Below are 20003 nucleotides of genomic sequence, written 5' to 3'. Positions count from 1 at the left end.
CGGTCCGGCTGCCATTGCAAAGAGCTTCTCGTTTATTGGTCGAAGGCGTTGAACAGGACGCTGCGCAGGCTGATCTCGTCGGTGTCGTTCACCGAGGTCTCGAAAATCACATTGTCGATGAGAAGAAGATCTTCCGAGGCAATCAGGACGAGCCTGTCCGTCCAGTTTGCTCCGCTGGTGTTGTCCGGAAACAGGTATCGGACTTCGATCTCGGTGCGGCCCGGGACCCGTTTCTCTTCCCCCACCTCGCAGACCGGCGCCGCGTCGGGAAAGCTCTGATAGGGAATGCCGTCGCCGAAGGGCGGCTTCTCGTCAGGCGAAGCCTTGGCGATGATGTCGTTGCGCGCTTCCGCCTCCTCGATCGCCTTGACAAGCGACGACGTAAGCAGTGGCCGCAAAGCCTTCTCGTCGTTATCGAGCCTCGTTGCGCAAAATTTTTCGGCGAGCGCCCGCGGTGTGTCGGCGGCCAGGGCATGGCTGACGAAGCAGGGCAGAAGGCACAGGGCCGAGAACATCACGCGCAATTTCATGATTCAAATTCCGATCCAGAGCCTTGATTCTGCCGTCCGATCAGCCGCCGGCGATGATGCCGGCGGAGAGGAAGCCGCCATCCACCGCGAGCGTGTGACCGTTGATGAAGCTGGCCTCCGGCGACAGCAGGAAAGCGACGGCAGCCGCCACTTCTTCGGGCTCACCATAGCGCCCCTGCGGTACGCGGCCAAGCCACAGGCGGCGCTGATCGGCGTCGTGGAGCTTTGAAATCATCGGCGTTTCCGTCGGGCCGGGCGCCACGCAGTTCACCCGGACGCCGCGGTTGCCGAATTCCAGCGCCAGCACCTCCGACATCATCTTTACGCCGGCCTTCGACGCGCCGTAGGCAAGCCGTCCGCGATTGGCGCGGAGCCCGGAAACGGAGCCTATATTGACGATGGAGAGCGTGGCGCCCATGCGCTCCAGCGCAGCTTTCGCGGTAATGAAGGAGCCTACGAGGTTGATGTCGAGAACTTCTCGAAAAAGCTCGGCGCTGGTTTCTTCGGCCGGAATGTCACGCGCTATGCCCGCCGAATTGACGAGGCCGCCGATCAGGCCGATCCGGTCCACGACCTCGTCGAAGACCGCCGAGATCTCTTCGTCGTCGGTCACGTCGGCCTGCAGGAAGATCGCATTGTCGTCGGCAAAGGCATCCTCCGCCCTTGCCAGTTCCACATCGTTGGCGTCGATCACCGCGACCGGCCAGCCATCGTCCAGCAGACGCTTCACAACGGCCATGCCGATGCCCGAAGCGCCGCCGGTGACGATGGCCGAATGCTTCATCTGATGCGATCCAGGATCGAAACGTAGTTCGCGACCGCGGCCCCGCCCATGTTGAAGATGCCGCCGAGCTTCGCATCCGGAACCTGAATGCCGCCCGCCTCGCCGGCAAGCTGCATGGAGGTCAGAACATGCATCGAGACGCCGGTGGCGCCGATCGGATGACCCTTGGCCTTCAGGCCGCCCGACGGATTGACCGGCAGCCGGCCGTCCTTCGCGGTCTCGCCGCTCAGCGCCAGCTTTCCTCCCTCGCCCCGCTTGGCCAGACCCATCGCCTCGTATTCGATCAGCTCGGCGATGGTGAAGCAGTCATGCGTTTCGACAAAGGAAAGGTCATCAAGCGTCACACCGGCCTTCTTCAAAGCGCGGGCCCAAGCTTCCTCGCAGCCTTCAAAGAGCAGGATGTCGCGCTTCGACATGGGCAGGAAATCCTGGACATGCTCGTTGGCGCGGAAGGCGATGGCGCGGCGCATGGAAAGCGCATTGCTCGAGTCGGTGAGCACGAGTGCGGCGGCTCCATCGGAAACCAGCGAGCAGTCGGTGCGCTTCAGCGGCCCGGCGACGAACGGGTTCTTCTCGCTTTCCTGGCGGCAGAACTCGTAGCCGAAATCCTTGCGCATCTGCGCATAGGGATTGTCGACACCGTTCTTGTGGTTCTTGGCGGCGATCATCGCCAGCGCATCCGACTGGTCGCCATGGCGCTGGAAATAGGCCTGCGCGATCTTGCCGAATACGCCGGCAAAGCCGGCAGGCGTGTCGCCATCCTCAGGCAGATAGGAGGCTTTCAACAGGTTCTTGCCGATCTCGGGGCCGGGCGTCGTGGTCATCTGCTCGGCGCCGACCACAAGCACCGTGCGCGCCGCCTTGGCGTCGATTGCGCGGATGCCCTGCCGCACAGCGGCCGAGCCTGTCGCGCAGGCATTCTCAACCCGGGTCGCCGGCTTGAAGCGCAGCCGGTCGTCGGCCTGCAGCACCAGGCTCGCCGTAAAGTCCTGCGGTGAAAACCCGGCATTGAAATGCCCGAGAACAATTTCGTCGACATCGTCCGGGCCGATGCCCGCATGGTCGAGCGCCTCGGCAGCCACCTTGGTGATCAGGCTTTCGAGCGTTTCGCCCTCGAGTTTGCCGAAACGCGAATGCGCCCAGCCGACAATGCATGCAGTCATGAGAACCTCCATCGGCAGGACGCATGGTGCGCCATTTGCGGCTCAAATCCAACGGCCTGATTTTTGTTCAATTCTGAACGGAATTTAATCCAAAGCGAGCCGTCGGTCCAGTGCGCAGCGCCGTCAAGTTTTTTATTGATTGATCAGTCAATAAAAAATAAGAATACCGACGGAGGATCGCAATGCCGAAACTTGGAATGCCGCCGCTGCGCCGAAGGGCGCTTATAGACGCCGCGATTATGACGATCGGCGAGCGCGGCACGCTTGACGTCACCATGTCGGAAATCGCCGGGCGGGCGGGCGTCTCGTCGGCATTGGCGCATCATTATTTCGGCGCCAAGGACGGGCTGCTTCAAGCAACGATGCGGCACATATTGTCCGAGCTCAATGCGGACGTCCGCAAGGCCCTCGCCACCAGCCGGACGGCGCGGGAACGCGTCTCCGCAGTCATTGCCGTCAACTTCTCCGCAACGCAGTTCCAGCCCGAAATCATCGCCGCATGGCTCGCCTTCTACGTCGAGGCGCAGAAGTCGCAGCCCTTGCGTCGGTTGCTGCGGGTCTATGCGCGGCGGCTCCACTCCAACCTGATGAGCGGCCTGACCGGGCTGATGCCGCGGCCCGAAGCCGAGCGCGTCGCCGAAGCCATCGCGGCGCTTATCGACGGGCTCTACATCCGCCGCGCTCTCAAGGACGGCACGCCCAATGCGACGAGCGCGGTCGCGCTCGTCGAAGATTATCTCGAAACCAAACTCCTCCAGCACAAGAAGCCTGCATGAGCCGTCGTCCCAACATTCTCATCATCATGGTCGACCAACTGAACGGGACACTGTTTCCCGACGGCCCGGCCGACTTTCTCCATGCGCCGCATCTTAAAGCGCTTGCCGCGCGCTCCGCACGCTTTGCCAACAATTACACGGCCTCGCCGCTCTGCGCGCCCGGCCGCGCTTCCTTCACCAGCGGTCAGTTGCCGTCGCGCACCGAGGTCTACGACAACGCCGCCGAGTTCGCCTCATCGATCCCGACCTACGCTCACCATCTGCGCGCCGCGGGTTATCACACCTGCCTGTCGGGCAAGATGCACTTCGTCGGGCCCGACCAGATGCATGGCTACGAGGAGAGGCTGACGACCGACATCTATCCAGCCGATTTCGGCTGGACACCCGACTACCGCAAGCCCGGCGAGCGCATCGACTGGTGGTATCACAATCTTGGCTCGGTGACCGGCGCCGGAACCGCCGAGATCACCAACCAGATGGAATATGACGACGAGGTCTCCTTTCACGCGACACAGAAGCTCTACGATTATGCGCGCACGTCCGACGAAGCCGAGCGCCGGCCCTGGTGTCTGACGGTTTCCTTTACGCATCCGCACGATCCCTATGTGGCGCGCCGTCAGTACTGGGATCTGTATGAGGATTGCCCCGAGCTCGAACCGCAAGTCGGCTTCGTTCCGGAGGAAAAGCAGGATCCGCATTCGCAGCGGCTTTATCTCGCCAGCGACTACGCGAATTTCGATATCACGCCCGAGCATATCCGCCGGTCGCGGCAAGGTTACTTCGCTAACATTTCTTACCTGGACGACAAGGTCGGCGAACTCCTCTCCGTGCTCGAACGGACGCGGATGCTCGACGATACGATCATCCTGTTCTGCTCGGACCATGGCGACATGCTCGGCGAGCGCGGCCTGTGGTTCAAGATGTGCTTCTACGAGGGCTCGGCCCGCGTGCCGCTGATGATCGCCGGCAAGGGCATTCCGGCCGGTCGGATCGCCGCTCCGGTTTCCAACCTCGATGTCGCGCCGACGCTCTGCGACCTGGCCGGCATCGATATGAGCGCGATCATGCCGTGGACCGACGGCCAGTCGCTGCTGCCGCTGACCAGAGGTGTGGCCCGGACCGTTCCTGTACTGATGGAATATGCAGCTGAAGGTTCCTACGCGCCGATGGTGGCGATCCGCGAGGGCCGGTTCAAGTTCATCCACTGCGAGATCGACCCGCCGCAACTCTTTGATCTTGAATCGGATCCTCTGGAACTGAGCAACCTTGCCGGCGATCCGGCCCATGCCGGACTGGTGTCGTCCTTCATGGAAAAGGTGCGCGGCCGCTGGGACATGGCGGCCTTCGACGCGGCTGTGCGCCAGAGCCAGGCACGGCGCTGGGTGGTCTACCCGGCGCTGCGCAACGGCGCCTACTACCCCTGGGAGTTCCAGCCGCTTCAGAAGGCATCGGAACGCTACATGCGCAACCACATGGATCTCAACGTGCTCGAAGAGAGCAAGCGGTTTCCGAGAGGCGAATGATGACGGCTCCCTTTGTTCCGACGCTCGATCATCTGAAGAAGGCATATTCCGTCACCTCCCAGGCGACGCAGATCACGCCGCTGCTTGAATCGGCTGCGCTCGCCAAGGAAACCGGCGCGGCACGCGTTTTCGTCAAACCGGAGTCGCTGCAATGGGCCGGCTCGTTCAAGATCCGCGGCGCCTATTGGCGGCTGAAGCAGCTTTCGGCGGACGAGGCCGCGCGCGGCGTGGTCGCCTACTCGTCCGGAAATTTCGCGCAGGGGCTGGCCGCGGCTGGCCAGGCGCTCGGAATTCCGGTGACGATCGTCATGCCGGTCGACGCGCCGGCGGCCAAGCGCGAGGCCACCGCCGGTTACGGCGCAAAGGTGGTGCTGACCGACCATGGCGACCGCGCCCGCGAGGAAGTGGCAGCCGAGCGCGCCAGGCAAATTTCAAACGACGAAGGCCTGGCGCTCCTGCATCCGTTCGACGATCCGGAGATCGTCGCCGGACAGGGCGGCGCCGGGATCGAGGCGCTCGACCAGCTTATCGCCAAGGGCGCGGAAGCGGACATATTGTTTTGCCCGGTCGGCGGCGGCGGCCTGATCGGCGGCGTATCGCTCGCATTCCACTATCTCTCGCCGGCCACGGAAATCATCGGCGTCGAGCCCGAAGGTTTCAATGGCATGGGCAGTTCGCTCGCTCATGGAGCGATCGAAACCATGCCGCTCGGGCCAAAATCGATCTGCGACGGTCTGATGGCGCGGAAGCCCGGCGACGCGCCGTTCGCGGCGGTGAAGGCGGCAGGTGTGCGCGGCATTACGGTTACCGACGCTTCGGCGCGGCGCGCGATGAAATTCGCCTTCGAGCGCCTGAAGCTTGTGTTGGAACCCTCCGGCGCGGCCTCGCTGGCGGCGCTCTTCGACGGCGGTATCGATGTCTCCGGCAAGACTGTTGTGGTTGTTGCCAGCGGCGGCAATGTCTCGCTGGCCGACTTCATGAAGCATATCGCCGATGCTTGAAGCCGATTTCGTCATCATCGGGTCCGGCTCCGCCGGCGCGGCGCTCGCCTACCGCCTGTCGGAGGACGGCAAGCATTCGGTCATCGTCATCGAATATGGCGGCTCCGATTTCGGTCCGCTGATCCAGATGCCGTCGGCGCTTTCGTTCCCGATGAACATGAGCCGCTACGACTGGGGCTTTTCCAGCGAGCCGGAGCCGCATCTCGGCGGCCGCGTTCTCGCCACGCCGCGCGGCAAGGTTCTGGGCGGATCCTCGTCAATCAACGGCATGGTCTATGTTCGCGGCCATGCCCACGATTTCGACTACTGGGCGGAACAGGGCGCGACAGGATGGTCCTATGCCGACGTGCTGCCCTATTTCAAACGGATGGAGAATTCGATCGGAGGCGAGGAGGGCTGGCGTGGCACAAGCGGTCCGCTCAACACCCAGCGCGGGCCGCGCAAGAACCCGCTCTACGCCGCCTTCGTCGAGGCCGGCCAGCAGGCGGGGTTCGAACTCACTGAGGACTACAACGGCTCTAAGCAGGAAGGCTTCGGCGCGATGGAGCAGACCATCCATGGCGGCCGCCGCTGGTCGACCGCCAATGCCTATCTGCGGCCGGCGCTGAAACGCCAGAATGTGAGTCTCGTCAAAGGCTTGGCGCGAAAGGTGGTCATAGAGAATCAACGCGCCGTCGGCGTCGAGATCGAAGCTCGCAAACAGATTCAGCTCGTTAAAGCCCGGCGTGAGGTGATCGTCGCCGCATCGTCGATCAACTCACCCAAGCTGCTGATGCTGTCGGGCATCGGGCCTGCCGAACATCTGCGCCGGCACGGCGTCGAGGTGATTGTCGACCGGCCGGGCGTGGGCCAGAACCTGCAGGATCATATGGAACTCTATATCCAGCAGGAGTCCATCCAGCCGATCACGCTCTATTCGGTCCTGAACCCGTTTTCAAAGGCACTGATCGGGGCGGAATGGTTGTTCTTCAAGAGCGGCCTCGGCGCCACCAATCATTTCGAGGCGGCGGCCTTCGTGCGCTCGAAAGCCGGCATCGACTATCCCGACATCCAGTATCATTTCCTGCCCGCCGCCGTTCGCTACGACGGCAAGGCTGCGGCCAAGTTGCACGGCTTCCAAGCCCATGTCGGCCCGATGCGATCGAAATCGCGCGGCACGATCAAGCTGCGGTCGAACGATCCCAGTGCAAAGCCGGAAATCCGCTTCAACTACATGTCGCACCCGGACGACTGGGCGGATTTCCGCCACTGCATCCGGCTGACGCGGGAAATCTTCGGCCAGCCGGCTTTCGACCCCTATCGCGGCAAGGAGATCTCTCCGGGCGCGCATGTTCAGAGCGACGAGGAACTCGACACCTTCATCCGCGAGCATGCCGAAAGCGCCTATCATCCCTGCGGCACCTGCCGGATGGGCAGGGCGGACGATCCGCAGAGCGTGGTCGATCCGGAATGCCGGGTCATCGGCGTCGAAGGTCTGCGCGTCGCCGATTCTTCGATCTTTCCGCGCGTCACCAACGGCAACCTCAATGCGCCGTCAATCATGACCGGGGAGAAGGCGGCCGATCATATTCTCGGCCGGGCGCCGCTGCCCCCGTCCAATCAGGAACCTTGGATCAATCCCCGCTGGCAAGTGTCCGATCGCTGACCAGCCGCGTTGCACGGCCTTCGAAGAAGAAGGCCATGCTTCCAAAACCGGAGACCAGAATGCGCGCCCAGCCAAACGCATCGCACTACATCAATGGCCGCTTCGTCGATGACGAGCGTGGTGCGCCGATCCCTGTGATCTATCCGGCAACCGGCGAGACGATCGCGACACTGCATTCCGCAACGCCCAACATCGTCGAACTGGCCGTCGAGGCGGCACGTGCCGCCCAGCCGGCCTGGGCGCGGCTGAAACCGGTCGAACGCGGCCGTATCCTGCGCCGCGCCGCCGACCTTTTGCGCGCCCGCAATGACGAGCTTGCTCGGCTAGAGACGCTCGACACCGGCAAGGCCATCCAGGAAACGCTGGTCGCCGACGCGGCCTCAGCCGCCGACGCGCTGGAGTTCTTCGCCGGAGCCGTCCCCACCTACAATGGCGAATTGGTCGATCTGGGCGGGCCGTTCGGCTACACGCGGCGCGAGGCGCTGGGCGTCTGCGTCGGCATCGGCGCCTGGAACTATCCGATCCAGATTGCCGGCTGGAAGTCAGCCCCGGCGCTCGCCATGGGCAACGCCATGGTGTTCAAGCCTTCGGAGAACACGCCGCTTTCCGCTCTGGCGCTTGCGGAGATCTATTCAGAGGCCGGACTGCCGGACGGACTGTTCAGCGTCGTGCAGGGTTATGGCGATGTCGGCGCGGCCCTTGTCCAGCATCCCGTCACGGCAAAAGTCTCGGTCACCGGTTCGGTGCCGACGGGCAAGAGGGTCATGTCGCTCGCCGGCTCGCTGATGAAGCACGCGACCATGGAACTCGGCGGCAAGTCGCCGCTCATCGTCTTCGACGACGCCGATCTCGAAAACGCCATCGGCGGCGCCATGCTTGGCAATTTCTACTCCTCCGGGCAGGTCTGCTCCAACGGTACCCGCGTCTTCGTGCAGCGCGGCCTGCACGATCGCTTTCTTGAGCGGCTGGCCGAACGCACCAAGAAAATTCGCATCGGCGATCCGCTTGATCCCGATACCCAGATGGGTCCGCTGATCAACAAAGCCCAGCACGAGAAGGTGCTCGGCTATATCGAGACCGGCAGGTCGGAAGGCGGCATGCTCGTCTGCGGCGGCAACATCCCTTCCCTGCAGGGATTCCAAGGCGGCTTCTTCATCGAGCCCACCGTCTTCTCGAACGTCAGAGACGACATGACCATTGCGCGTGAAGAGATCTTCGGACCGGTGATGAGCGTGCTGGCCTTCGACGACGAGGATGAGGTGGTTGCCCGCGCCAACGATACTGAATTCGGCCTTGCAGCCGGCGTCTTCACGCGCGACCTGCCGCGCGCCCACCGCGTCGTCGGCGAGCTGCAGGCCGGCGCCTGCTGGATCAACGCCTACAATCTGACGCCGGTGGAACTGCCCTTCGGCGGCTACAAGCAGTCGGGCATCGGCCGCGAAAACGCACTCGCAGCGCTCGGGCATTATTCCCAGGTGAAATCCGTCTACGTCGAGATGGGCGATGTCGCGAGCCCGTACTGACGTTTCCTTTGCCTGACGCAGGTAGCCTGCGGATGGTGGAAAATGCCGCATTGGCCGCGCAAGCCCCGCTTAAGCGCTTGCGGTAATTTTTCGCGGCGGCTATAAGCCCGCGTCTGGTCACGGAGTGTAGCGCAGTCTGGTAGCGCACGTCGTTCGGGACGACGGGGTCGCAGGTTCAAATCCTGCCACTCCGACCAGTAAAAACATAGACTTAGGTTTTCCCGAACCAGCGGTCCCCACAAATTCCCCCACAGATTGACGAAGCCGCTCGCGGTTTTCGGGATATTCTCATCAGCCGACGAACGAGCACCCCTTAAAATTTTTAGGACCTTCTCAACTCCAACTTCAGGTTGGTGGTACCCGGTGCTGCGAGAGAGGATTGAATTCGAAAACTGATAAATGTTTCCAACGCGATGAGGCAGTCGCCATTGTGACATTGTGACGGGCCAAAACGGGCACTTGCGACCCAGGGGAAAGCCTTCGAAACATCGAGGCTCTCCCCTGCACACTGGTTCGTCGGCCAGAGGGAGTGATCTACCCCGGACATTGCGTTGGCCCATTCGGAATACAGCACTAATGTTTTTAACTCGTCTAGGGGCCAGGCGCCCGGCCACAAATCGTTCCCAAACCTTCGAATTCCGGCTCGCCTTCATAGGCCGACCCGCGCAGGGGCAAACGTGGCAAATTCAGTGATTGGAACGGCCGGACCGTCGTGCCCCAAGGAATGCGTTCCATGAATACCTTTCGCCGAACGGCCTTTGCGAACGTCTCCTTCACTTGCGCCCCGCCTGCATTTTGGGCGCCCGATCGGTCGAATCCAACTTACAACTGTTGGAACAGCCCTCCGGCTCTCAGTTAGGGCTTCCAGCACAGTGGGCGCGATGTTAGACGATGACGATATTGGGGGCGAGTAGGTTGGCAAAACAGCAATCTGGTATCAAGGACAATCGATCGCGAGGACCGGCATCCGAATTTCTGACCGCTACAGTGATGTCAGGCAGCAGGCTCAGCATCGTCTCCGCTTACTTCACCAGCGCCACTTACGGGCGGCTGAGCGCTACGCTCGAGCCAATCCATTCGATGCGCTTCCTGTTCGGCGAACCGCGTTTTCTTTCAAGTATTGAGTCCGAATATCTAAATCCTCCAGCCTTCACGCTTAATGAGGACAATTTGGCGTTGACCGAGCAGTTGCGGCAACGGTCCGCCGCCCGTAGCTGCTCCGATTGGATCCGTTCAAAAGTCGACGTTCGTTCGATTCGTCGCGCCGGTCTTCTTCATGGAAAAATGATACATGTCCACGATGGCGCGCGGGAACACGCTATGGTCGGGAGCTCGAATTTTACGCTCAAAGGGCTGGGGCTGATCGAGAGGCCGAACATCGAATTGAATCTCGTGGTGGACGGAGACCGCGATCGCAAGGATCTGCTGTCCTGGTTTGACGAAATCTGGGCTGATGAAGCTTTGACCGTCGACGTGAAGGACGAGGTTCTTCGACACCTGGAGCAGATGTATCGGCATAGTAGTCCCGAGTTCATCTACCAGAAGACGCTGTTCCATCTGTTCGAGGAGTTTCTGGATGATCAGGCGATTGAGGAAGAACGCCTTGGTTCCATAGCATTTTCCGATACTGCGATCTGGCATATGCTTTACCGGTTCCAGCGGGACGGCGTGCGCGCCGTACTGGGCAAGCTGGATCGTCACGGAGGATGCATTCTAGCAGATTCCGTAGGCCTCGGAAAAACGCTCACCGCGCTAGCCGTGATTAAGTATCACGAATCGCGCAATCAGCGCGTTCTGGTCCTATGTCCCAAGAAGTTGCGCGAGAACTGGACCGAATACCTCGCGGGCAACAACTCCGACCTGAATCCGCTGCGGGACGACAAGTTCAACTATACGGTCCTTTCGCACACGGATCTGACGCGCGAGCGGGGACATGTCGGCGACATTGATCTTTCGCGCATTAATTGGGCCGCCTACGACCTGGTCGTGATCGACGAGTCGCACGCGTTCCGGAACGCGGCAGGCAGCCGCTATCAGCGCCTGATCGACGAAGTGGTCCGCGCGGGCGTTCCGACAAGGGTGCTGATGCTGTCCGCCACTCCGGTCAATAATGATCTGGCGGACCTGAAAGCGCAGCTCGGCCTCATCGCAAAGGGGAAGTCGGACGCCTTCCGTTCGTTGGGAGCTCCGAACCTGTCGTCGCTGATCGGAGATGCGCGTCGTCGCTTCGCCGAATGGACCAAGTCCGGGGAGCGTGACGCCGCTGCCTTGATGGCGAGGCTGCCGCCGGCGCTGACCACTTTGCTCGACGGTGTGTCCATCGCGCGGTCGCGCAGACATATCGAGCGGCACTACGCCGATACGCTGGACGAAATTGGCCGCTTTCCTGCTCGGCTGCCTCCGCTCTCCAGGTTTCCCGGTGTGGACCTCGTTGGGTCATTTCCGACCTTCGATGAAATCGACCGGGAGATCGGGCAACTGAACCTCGCGCTCTACAACCCATTCGCTTTTGTGCTCCTGGAGTATCGAGAGCGTTACAATGAACGCGACCGCCGAACCGCTGGTTTCGACCAAGCCAATCGCGAGAAATACCTGATCGCAATGATGAAGATTGGCTTTCTGAAGCGGCTAGAAAGTTCGGTTAGTTCCTTCGGGCACACCATGGAGCGCATCGTGGGGCGCATCGACCGGCGGCTGGCCGAGATCGAAGCTTTTCGTGATTCAAGACCCGCGATTTCGGCGCTAGAAACCGAATTCGACGATGAGATGGAGGGCGATGAGGATCTCGCGTCCGCCTTTGAAGTCGGCGGACGGCTGAAATACGATCTGCGCCATATCCAAACCGATGTGTGGGAGGCTGCGCTGCGCCAGGATCGCGAACGCGTCGCGCAGCTCGCCGCGACCGCCGCGGAGGTCGGTCCGGAGCGCGACGCCAAGCTTGCGCAACTGAAGGAACTGGTTTCCGCGAAGGCGTGGAATCCGACGATCAACAGGGATGGCGCCCGCAACCGGAAAGTCATTCTGTTCACCGCATTCAGCGACACGGCGCGCTATCTATACCGCGAGCTCGAGCCGCTGGCCCGTTCGCATGGCATGCATAGTGGGCTCGTCACCGGAAGCGGCTGCCAGGCGACGGTCGGCAAAGCGCGTTTTCAGGATGTGTTGGCGAATTTCGCGCCGCGCTCGAAGAAGCGCGCCGCGATGCGCGGCATGCCGGAAGCCGAAATCGATCTGCTGATCGCCACCGATTGCATTTCCGAGGGGCAGAACCTCCAGGACGCAGACCTGTTGGTCAATGTCGACATTCACTGGAACCCGGTGCGCTTGATACAGCGCTTCGGCCGCATCGACCGGATCGGCTCGCAGACTGACACCGTTCAGATGGTAAACTTCTGGCCGACGGAGGATCTCAACCGCTATCTGAACCTGAAGGACCGGGTCGAAGCGAGAATGGCGCTGGTCGATCTCTCCGCGACCGGCGAGGACAATTTGCTGGCCGAGGCGCGTGACGCCGCCGAAGGTGAGTTCCATTGGCGCGACGAACAGCTGCGGCGTTTGCAGACCGAGGTTTTTGATTTGGAGGAAGCCGGCGAAGGCGTCAGCCTCACCGAGTTCACGCTCGACGAATTCCGCGCCGATCTGCTTGCCTATGCGCGAAAGAACGCCGACCAATTGCGCGATGCCCCGTTGGGCCTGCATGCGCTGACCCCGGTCCAGGTGGAGGGCGGCCGTTTCGAGCCCGGCGTTATCTTCTGCCTCAGGCGGAAGGGCGAAGCCGGCGAGGCGAACGTCAATCCTTTGGAGCCGTTCTATCTCGTCTATGTCCGCGACGACGGGAGCATCCGCCACGGATTTTCGCAGCCGAAGTCGATCCTGACGGCATTGGAGGCGCTTTGCTCCGGTCGTTCGAAGCCGTTCGAAGCGCTTTGCGATGCTTTTGATGATGAGACCGAGCACGGTGCGAAGCTCGAACGTTACGACAGGCTTTCGGCCAACGCCGTCGCCGACATCGGCCGCGCCTACGCGGCCAGGGCGGCGGCGGGCCTGGCGATGGGGCGCGGCGGAAAGCTGGACGATTCGGGCGCGCAGGCGCGCATCGAGTCTGAATACGAGTTGATCACCTGGCTGATCGTTCGGCCGGGAGACGGAAGCGCCGGATGAACCACTCCACGGAACGGCTTGGCGAAGTCGGCTCGGCGATCAAGCGGCTTGCAGAAGGTAACCTGCGCAAAGCCGGCGACGGGTTTCTGTGCTCGCTCGGCTATTCCAGCCCGAAAACCCTTGAGACGGGAAGCGATCCAGGTGCGCTGCTCGAAGCCGTCGGCATCGGCCACGAGAAGTTCGAGACGATCGGCCGTTGGCGTGCGCTTGACCTGATTTTTCAGCTGACTGGCGACGAACTGCCCGCACTCTCCCGCGGCAGCGACCCTCGAACGGAGAAGGCGTACCAGCAACGGCAGATCGACAGCTTCGTTTTCCTGGCACTCGATCTCGATGATGGAGCGTGGTCGCGGCGCCAGCTGGTAAACATCACGCGGGAGCTCAACAAGGGCTTCCACATGCCCGCAATCGTGCTCTTTCGCCACGGAAAGACAGCGACGCTTTCGGTCATCGACCGCCGCGAAAACCGGCGCGACCTCACTCGATCGGTCGTCGGCGGACGCGTGAGCCTGGTCAAGGACATCGATCTCGTCAATCCGCACCGCGCCCACATTCAGATCCTCGCCGATCTCACGCTGTCCAGCCTGCGCCCCTCACCTGTCGACTTCCGCTCTCTCTATGACGGATGGTTGAAAGTGTTGTCGGCGTCGGACCTCAACAAGCGCTTCTATCGCGACCTTGCCGACTGGTTCGCTTGGGCAAGCACGCCGGGCATTGTTCATTTCCCGCCAGGCCAAGGCAATGACGAGGGCGAACGCCAGACCGGCCTCATCCGATTGCTGACGCGGCTGATATTCGTCTGGTTCATCAAGCAGAAGCGGCTGGTGAGCGACGATCTCTTCGATGCGGGAGCGCTGCGCGAACTGCTCAATGAGGGGCCCACCGACAGTCCGGGAGGATGCACCTATTACACTGCAGTGCTGCAGAACCTTTTCTTCGCCTGCCTAAACACGGAGCAGAACGAGCGAGACTGGCTGCCGCGAGATTCTTCCGGCAAGACCACCGCCTATCTCGTGCACAATAAATACCGCAACAAGGCGTCCTTCGCCGATGCCGACGCGGCAAAGCGGATGTTTGACGACGTACCGTTCCTGAATGGCGGCTTGTTCGATTGCCTCGACCTCGAGATAGAGGCCGACGATCCGCGCGCCGGGCGCGCCAGGCGAGAAGGGTCCAAGGATCTGGTGCTGCGAATCGATGGGTTTTCAGAGGAGGAAGACCGGCAGCCGCGGCTTCAGAATGCCCTTTTTTTTGGCGGGCAAAAAAATGCAGATCTGTCAAAATTCTACAATCGCTCGACGCGGCGGGACGTGAAGGGGCTGATCGACCTGTTCGAGGACTACAAATTCACTGTGGAGGAGAACACGCCTCTCGAAGAAGAAGCGGCGCTGGATCCGGAGCTTCTCGGCAAAGTCTTCGAAAACCTGCTGGCCTCCTACAATGAGGACACGCAGACGACGGCCCGCAACAAGTCGGGCAGCTTCTACACACCGCGCGAGGTAGTCGACTTCATGGTTGACGAGGCGCTGATCGCCTATCTGACGCCTGCGCTCCCCGATCGCGAGACTGGCATCAGGCCACGTGCACCGGGCCTCGATTTCGGCCCGGCGGAAAACGAACTCGCGCTTTTGCCGCAAGCGAAAGCTGCGAAGAACGAAGCAGACAACCGCGAGGGGCGGTTGCGCCGGCTGTTGAGCTACGCCGATACGCCGAAGGACGGCGATTTTTCGAACTCCGAGACCGAGGCCTTGATCCGTACCATCGTGCGCTGCCGCGCGATCGATCCGGCCGTCGGCTCGGGCGCGTTTCCACTCGGACTGCTGCAAAAGCTCGTTCATGTGCTGGACCGACTCGACCGGGACGGTTCGCGCTGGAAGGCGGCGAACCGCAAGCCGCTCGAGCGGCGTCTCGACGACGCCCGGAAAACCCCTTCACCGACCGACCGCGCGCGCGACATTGCGAGCGCCGAAGCTCGGCTGGCCGAGTTCGACGCCACCTTCTCGACAGGCCACAATGCCGATTATGCGCGAAAGCTTTATCTGATCGAGGGCTGCCTGCATGGCGTCGACATCCAGCCGATCGCGGTGCAGATCGCTAAGCTGCGCTGCTTTATCGCGCTGGCCGTCGAACAGAAGGTTGACGAAAATGCGCCCAACCGGGGCGTGACACCACTGCCCAACCTGGAGATGAAGTTCGTCGCAGCGAATACGCTTCGGCCGCTGAGCTCCCCACAGTTGCAGTTGCGCGATATCCGCTTGAAGGACATCGAGGCCGAGCGCCGTGAAGCGAACGCCAGTCTGTTTTCCGCCCACAACCGCCGCGCCAAGATAGAAGCCCAGAAGCGCATCAAGGTGTTGCGGGAGCGGCAGCGGGAGATCCTTATAGAGGGTGGCGGGTTTCCGGCGGAGGACGCACGCGCCGTAGCCGCCTGGGATCCGTTCGACGCCAACGCCGCAGCCCTCTTCTTCGATGCCGAATGGATGTTCGGCTTCAATGACGGGACAGAGGGTTGTTTCGATATCGCGTTCGCCAATCCGCCCTATGTCAGGCAGGAGAAGCTGGAGCCAGCGTTCAAGACGAAGCTGCGCGATTACGACACCTTCACCGGCACGGCCGATCTCTATATTTATTTCTATGAACGCGCGGTTCGTCTGCTCAAGCCAAGCGGCGCGCTGGCCTTCATAACTTCGAACAAATGGTATCGCGCCGGCTATGGCGCCAAGCTGCGTAAGTGGTTCTCGGAAGAGATGCGGCTCTTGTCAGTGATCGACTTCGGCGACGCGGAGGTTTTCGAGGCGATCGCCTACCCAACCATCGTCGTCGCGAAGCGGCGAAAAGTTCGCCAGACACCCTCTGCATCCGAAACATTCCGCGCGCTGAACTGGACGCCTGGGGAACCGTCGGAGGGCTTTCCCGAGCGTTTCCAGAAGGATGCCTTCGCGATGCCGCAGACGTCGCTACTTTCGACCGGTTGGCAGCTGGAGCGGCAGGACAAGCGCGATCTTCTCGCGCGCCTTCGCGCCGCGGGCACTTCGCTCGGCGACTGGTGCGGCGGGCGATTCTACTACGGCATCAAAACCGGGCTGAACGAAGCCTTCGTCATTGACGGGGCCAGGCGGGCCAAGCTGATCGACGATCCGGCCAGCGAAGAAATCATCAAGCCGTTCTTGCGCGGACGCGACGTGAAGCGTTGGCAGGTCGAGCCGGCGGACAAGTGGCTGATCAAGATACCGTCCTCGGAGAATATGATCCATCCATGGACAGGCAAGCCGGAGGCCGAGGCCGAGGCGATTTTCGCGAAGCGGCACCCGGCGATCTATAAGTGGTGGCTTGTGGACGGCCTGAGGCAAGGACTTATCGATCGCTACGATCAGGGCCACTATTTCTGGGAATTGCGAAGCTGCGCTTACTGGGATGCGTTCGAGCAGCCGAAGATCATTGTTCCGGCAATCGTATCCCGCTCCGAAGCTGCACCGGATTTCAAACGTCACTACAGCAACAACAAGTCGACGATCTTCGTCCCACCATCCGTGCAGCTCGGTCTCGCCATCGTTAACTCGACAACTTCAGACTGGTTCGCGCGCCAGACGTTTTCGGCCAAACAGGGGGGGTTTTTGGATTTCGAGCCCCGTTATTCTGGCACCATCCCCATCCCCACCCCCTCCCCTCAACAGGAGGTCATGATCACCGTCGCCGTAGATGCGATCCTTGCCCGCGCCCAGCCGCGCGCGCGCTTCGAATCCCTGATCAACGCCTTCGTATATGAACTTTTTTTCCCGGAAGAGTTTGCGACGCGGAACATTTCGGCTTTCGATGCCGCCCGGGAAGCTGGCCTTCTTGCGCTCGCGGGCTTGAACGGTGAGGCGCTCGCCCGCCAGGCCGAAGAGTGGAGTGCTGTTTTGGTCGATCCCCCCCACCCGCTCTACGCGACGCTGTTCGAACTGCAATCAATTGAGGCGGTCAGGATCATTGAGGGGCGGCAGTGATGGAAGAATCCATAGCGCCAGTCGTGCTGGCCGACGCAGCCGAGCCGGTCACCTCTCCCGAGCCTCTGGCTGCCGCTCCGCGCATCCGCCGTATCGACATTTCCGACTTCCGCGCCTTCCCTTCCATCTGCCCTGGTGCGTTCGATCTCGACGATAATGGCTGCAATCTGCTGGTGTTCGGCGAGAACGGGGCGGGGAAATCCTCGATTTACCGCGCCCTTCGTGGGCTATTCTCGATAAATCCGCCCGACATAGTCAAACTCCACAACGTTTTCACGGAACCTCCCGCGCCCAGTGTGCGCGTCACGTTGACTGATAATAGCGTATTGGCCTGGACGGCGGCGGGTCATCCATCGTCCGACGTGGTCGACACCGCGCGGCGTTCGGCTTTCCTCACGCATAACCGATTGCGCGAGATGAACTACAGCGCTGCCGGCCCGGATACGCCGCCCAATTTGTTCGACCTCGCTGTCACGCACCTCCTCGCGGATTTCGAAATTGCGCTGGAGGGGGGTGGCACCAAGCGCAATGTCGGCGAACTGTGGCAGGAACTGCAAACTGCCTTCAACGCGCGTGTGACGACAGCGACGGGTAGGCGGCGGCCACAACATTACATCCGCGACGTCGAAGCGGCCTGCAAGCGCTTCAACGAAGCGATGCGGCAGGCGCTAGAAGCACTCGAAGAGAAAGCAAGGCCGCTGCTGCGAAAGCTTTTGAGCGTGCTGTCTGCCGACGATTTTCATCTCGTTGGTTTGCATTTCTCTCCCATCCGTTACCGGGAGGAGACCAGGCAGGAACCACGAGCGCTCGAGAACCAGATGCTGACGCCAACCGTGCGTTTCCGTACCCACCAACCCTCATCACCTCAAAGCTTCCTCAACGAAGCCCGTCAATCCGCGCTCGCTATTGCAATATATCTGGCGGCAAGGCTGGCTTGTGTGCCGCCCGGAAAAGATAGGCTCAAATTGCTGGTGATGGACGATCTTTTGATTAGCCTGGACGCGACGCACCGCCGGCCAGTCCTTGAAGCTATCACCACTTTGTTCCACGAGTGGCAGATCATCCTGCTGACGCATGATCGCTACTGGTTCCAGCTTGCTCGCGAGCAGCTTTCGGCCGAAGGCTGGAAAGCGATGGAGATTTACGAGCGCCTTGACGGCGACGGTCTTCTCGTTCCCATCGTCCGCTCGGTCTCGAACGACATGGCGGAGGCCACCCTACGTCAGGCCGAAGCGTTTCTCGACGAGAACCACCCAGCGGCGGCCTCCAACTACGCCCGTTCGGCTTGCGAGCTGGTGCTAAGGCGGTTCTGCATCAAACGAGGTGTGAAGTTCCCGTATTTCCAAGATGATCGGCGACCCGATCTCAACGATCTTTTGACGGCTGCAAAGACACATGTCGCCCAAGATCAGCCAAGGCTGGATGCTCTCAAGGGATTGGAACCGCACAAGCGGTTCGTCCTGAACCCCTATTCTCATGATCTCGCGGTTCCCGTCCCTGTCGCCGATGTGAGAGCCGCCATCACGGCGGTCCGCGAAGTCGCGAAAGCCTACGCGAAAAATTACGCAGGTTGAAGATTATCTCCGAGACCGGCGGGTTGCGGCGGCCGAAGCAAAGGAAAGAAACTCGCAAGATTAGATCATGATAAATTTATCTGCGCCCATTGACGCCGGCTGCATTTGGTGCGACACAGAACCCGCTCTCTGAAAAGGGAGCTGGAAAAATGAACCCGAGACGGTTCTGGTTGTAAGGTCGCTGCAAAGCGTCGATGCCTGACGAGATAGTCCCCGAAAGGGCGGCGTCCTGTCATGCGCCGTCACATAGTGGCCCGCGCCCGGAATCGGTCTCTCCAGAAAACTATGGAGACACCGACATGAATCCCGACAAGATCATAATTCGTTTTGAACAGGTTGCCGACCAGAGTGAAGGGCCGGTCAAGCGGCTCGTCGGCTTTGTGCGCGCCAAGAACATGCTCAAGCTGTTCGACGCCGCCGACCTGGAAGCCAATCCACGCGAGGCCAAGGCCGGCCGCGTTACCGCCGACATCATCGAAAGCATCCGCGATACGCCCGAGACATTTCCGTTCAAGACCAAGGGAGTGCTGGTCGGTTCGTCGGATTATGAAGAGCTGCAGCGCAACCGCTACGAGTTGCGATTTGAGAATCCCAAGATCGAGGGTATTCTCGATGGCGGCCACAACATGCTCGCCATCGGCACCCATATCCTTGCCGTGGCGCTGGGCGACGACAAGCTGCTGCGACGCATCAAGGGGTGGAGCCAGCTCAAGGAGGCATGGGCCGAAAACCGCCAGGATATCGAGGCGCTGCGCAAGGGCGAAACCGAAGATCCGGGTCCGCTCGATTTTCTCGTTCCCCTGGAAATCCTCGTTCCGTCCGATCTGGAAAGTGAAGACACCGTCGAGGAGTTCAACCAATCGCTCCTCGACATCTGCGCGGCGCGCAACAACAATGTCGAACTGAAGCTGGAGACGAAGGCCAACCAGAAGGGCTTCTATGACGAGTTGCGCAAGGCGCTGCCGGCGGCGATGGCCGGCCGCGTCGAGTGGAAAACCAATGATGGTGGCGAGATCAAGGTCCGCGACCTCGTGGCGCTCGCCTGGATACCGCTTTCCGTCGCCGACCTTCCAGTGGATATCCGCGTGCCGCCCAAGGCCATCTATAGCAATAAGGGCGTTTGCGCGCAGGAGTTCGACCGGCTGATGAGCGACGATCGGGTCTCCAGGGCGAGCGGCGGAGACTATACGCATGAGTTGCACAGCTCCGCCGTTCACAGCGCCCTGCTAATCGCCGGCCAGTTGCCGGAACTCTATGATCGCATCTATCTGGCCTTCCCCGACGCTTACAACGGCGATGGAGAAGGCCGCTTCGGCTCGCGCCAAGGCGTCAAGCGA

12 protein-coding genes and 1 tRNA gene are annotated in these 20003 nt (G+C 61.4%); 10 read left to right on the top strand and 3 right to left on the bottom strand.

The features are described from left to right. Positions 1 to 32: 32 nt before the first annotated feature. From MAXJ12_RS27905 to MAXJ12_RS27895, 3 genes are read right to left on the bottom strand one after another with little or no spacing between them, the layout of a single operon-like run. A complete protein-coding gene (locus MAXJ12_RS27905) occupies positions 33 to 530 on the bottom strand; it encodes a hypothetical protein (protein ID WP_008839466.1) in 498 nt (165 codons plus the stop codon). Positions 531 to 570: 40 nt separating this feature from the next. Continuing rightward, entirely contained in the window at positions 571 to 1314 is a 744-nt protein-coding gene (locus MAXJ12_RS27900) for an SDR family NAD(P)-dependent oxidoreductase (RefSeq protein ID WP_008839465.1), read from the bottom strand. Then, entirely contained in the window at positions 1311 to 2477 is a 1167-nt protein-coding gene (locus tag MAXJ12_RS27895; protein ID WP_008839464.1) for an acetyl-CoA acetyltransferase, read from the bottom strand. Before MAXJ12_RS27895 ends, MAXJ12_RS27900 begins: the two co-directional genes overlap by 4 nt. Before the next feature lie 182 nt (positions 2478 to 2659). Here MAXJ12_RS27895 and betI point away from each other — a divergent pair, with 182 nt between their 5' ends. The 10 genes from betI to MAXJ12_RS27845 all read left to right on the top strand — a co-directional run. Continuing rightward, the gene (betI, locus tag MAXJ12_RS27890) at positions 2660 to 3253 is read left to right on the top strand and encodes a choline-binding transcriptional repressor BetI (protein WP_008839463.1); all 594 of its coding nucleotides are present in this window, start codon (positions 2660 to 2662) and stop codon (positions 3251 to 3253) included. Next, complete coding sequence (gene betC, locus MAXJ12_RS27885; RefSeq protein WP_008839462.1) at positions 3250 to 4776, top strand: choline-sulfatase; 1527 nt, start codon at positions 3250 to 3252, stop codon at positions 4774 to 4776. The genes betI and betC overlap by 4 nt, the downstream gene beginning before the upstream one ends. Beyond that, positions 4776 to 5777: a threonine/serine dehydratase family protein gene (locus MAXJ12_RS27880; protein ID WP_008839461.1), complete on the top strand. Its 1002-nt coding sequence runs from the start codon at positions 4776 to 4778 to the stop codon at positions 5775 to 5777. Before betC ends, MAXJ12_RS27880 begins: the two co-directional genes overlap by 1 nt. After that, the gene (gene betA / locus MAXJ12_RS27875) at positions 5770 to 7422 is read left to right on the top strand and encodes a choline dehydrogenase (RefSeq protein WP_008839460.1); all 1653 of its coding nucleotides are present in this window, start codon (positions 5770 to 5772) and stop codon (positions 7420 to 7422) included. The genes MAXJ12_RS27880 and betA overlap by 8 nt, the downstream gene beginning before the upstream one ends. Positions 7423 to 7481: 59 nt before the next feature. Continuing rightward, positions 7482 to 8945 carry a betaine-aldehyde dehydrogenase gene (gene betB, locus MAXJ12_RS27870; RefSeq protein ID WP_008839459.1) on the top strand — a complete coding sequence of 488 codons (1464 nt, stop codon included), beginning with the start codon at positions 7482 to 7484 and terminating at the stop codon, positions 8943 to 8945. Positions 8946 to 9065: 120 nt separating this feature from the next. Next, positions 9066 to 9142 (top strand) — tRNA-Pro (locus MAXJ12_RS27865). 694 nt (positions 9143 to 9836) lie between these two features. Beyond that, positions 9837 to 13106 carry an SNF2-related protein gene (locus tag MAXJ12_RS27860; RefSeq protein WP_193364382.1) on the top strand — a complete coding sequence of 1090 codons (3270 nt, stop codon included), beginning with the start codon at positions 9837 to 9839 and terminating at the stop codon, positions 13104 to 13106. Then, a complete protein-coding gene (locus MAXJ12_RS27855) occupies positions 13103 to 17092 on the top strand; it encodes an Eco57I restriction-modification methylase domain-containing protein (RefSeq protein WP_008839457.1) in 3990 nt (1329 codons plus the stop codon). The genes MAXJ12_RS27860 and MAXJ12_RS27855 overlap by 4 nt, the downstream gene beginning before the upstream one ends. Next, entirely contained in the window at positions 17092 to 18666 is a 1575-nt protein-coding gene (locus MAXJ12_RS27850) for an AAA family ATPase (protein ID WP_008839456.1), read from the top strand. The genes MAXJ12_RS27855 and MAXJ12_RS27850 overlap by 1 nt, the downstream gene beginning before the upstream one ends. 299 nt (positions 18667 to 18965) lie before the next feature. Next, positions 18966 to 20003 (top strand): hypothetical protein (locus MAXJ12_RS27845; RefSeq protein WP_008839455.1); only part of this gene is annotated, 1038 nt, incomplete at its 3' end.

It is taken from the genome of Mesorhizobium alhagi CCNWXJ12-2 (assembly GCF_000236565.1).
In the GTDB taxonomy this organism is placed as follows: domain Bacteria; phylum Pseudomonadota; class Alphaproteobacteria; order Rhizobiales; family Rhizobiaceae; genus Allomesorhizobium; species Allomesorhizobium alhagi.
Note: the sequence above shows the minus strand (reverse complement) of the source record. Positions and strands in the feature narration are given on the sequence as shown.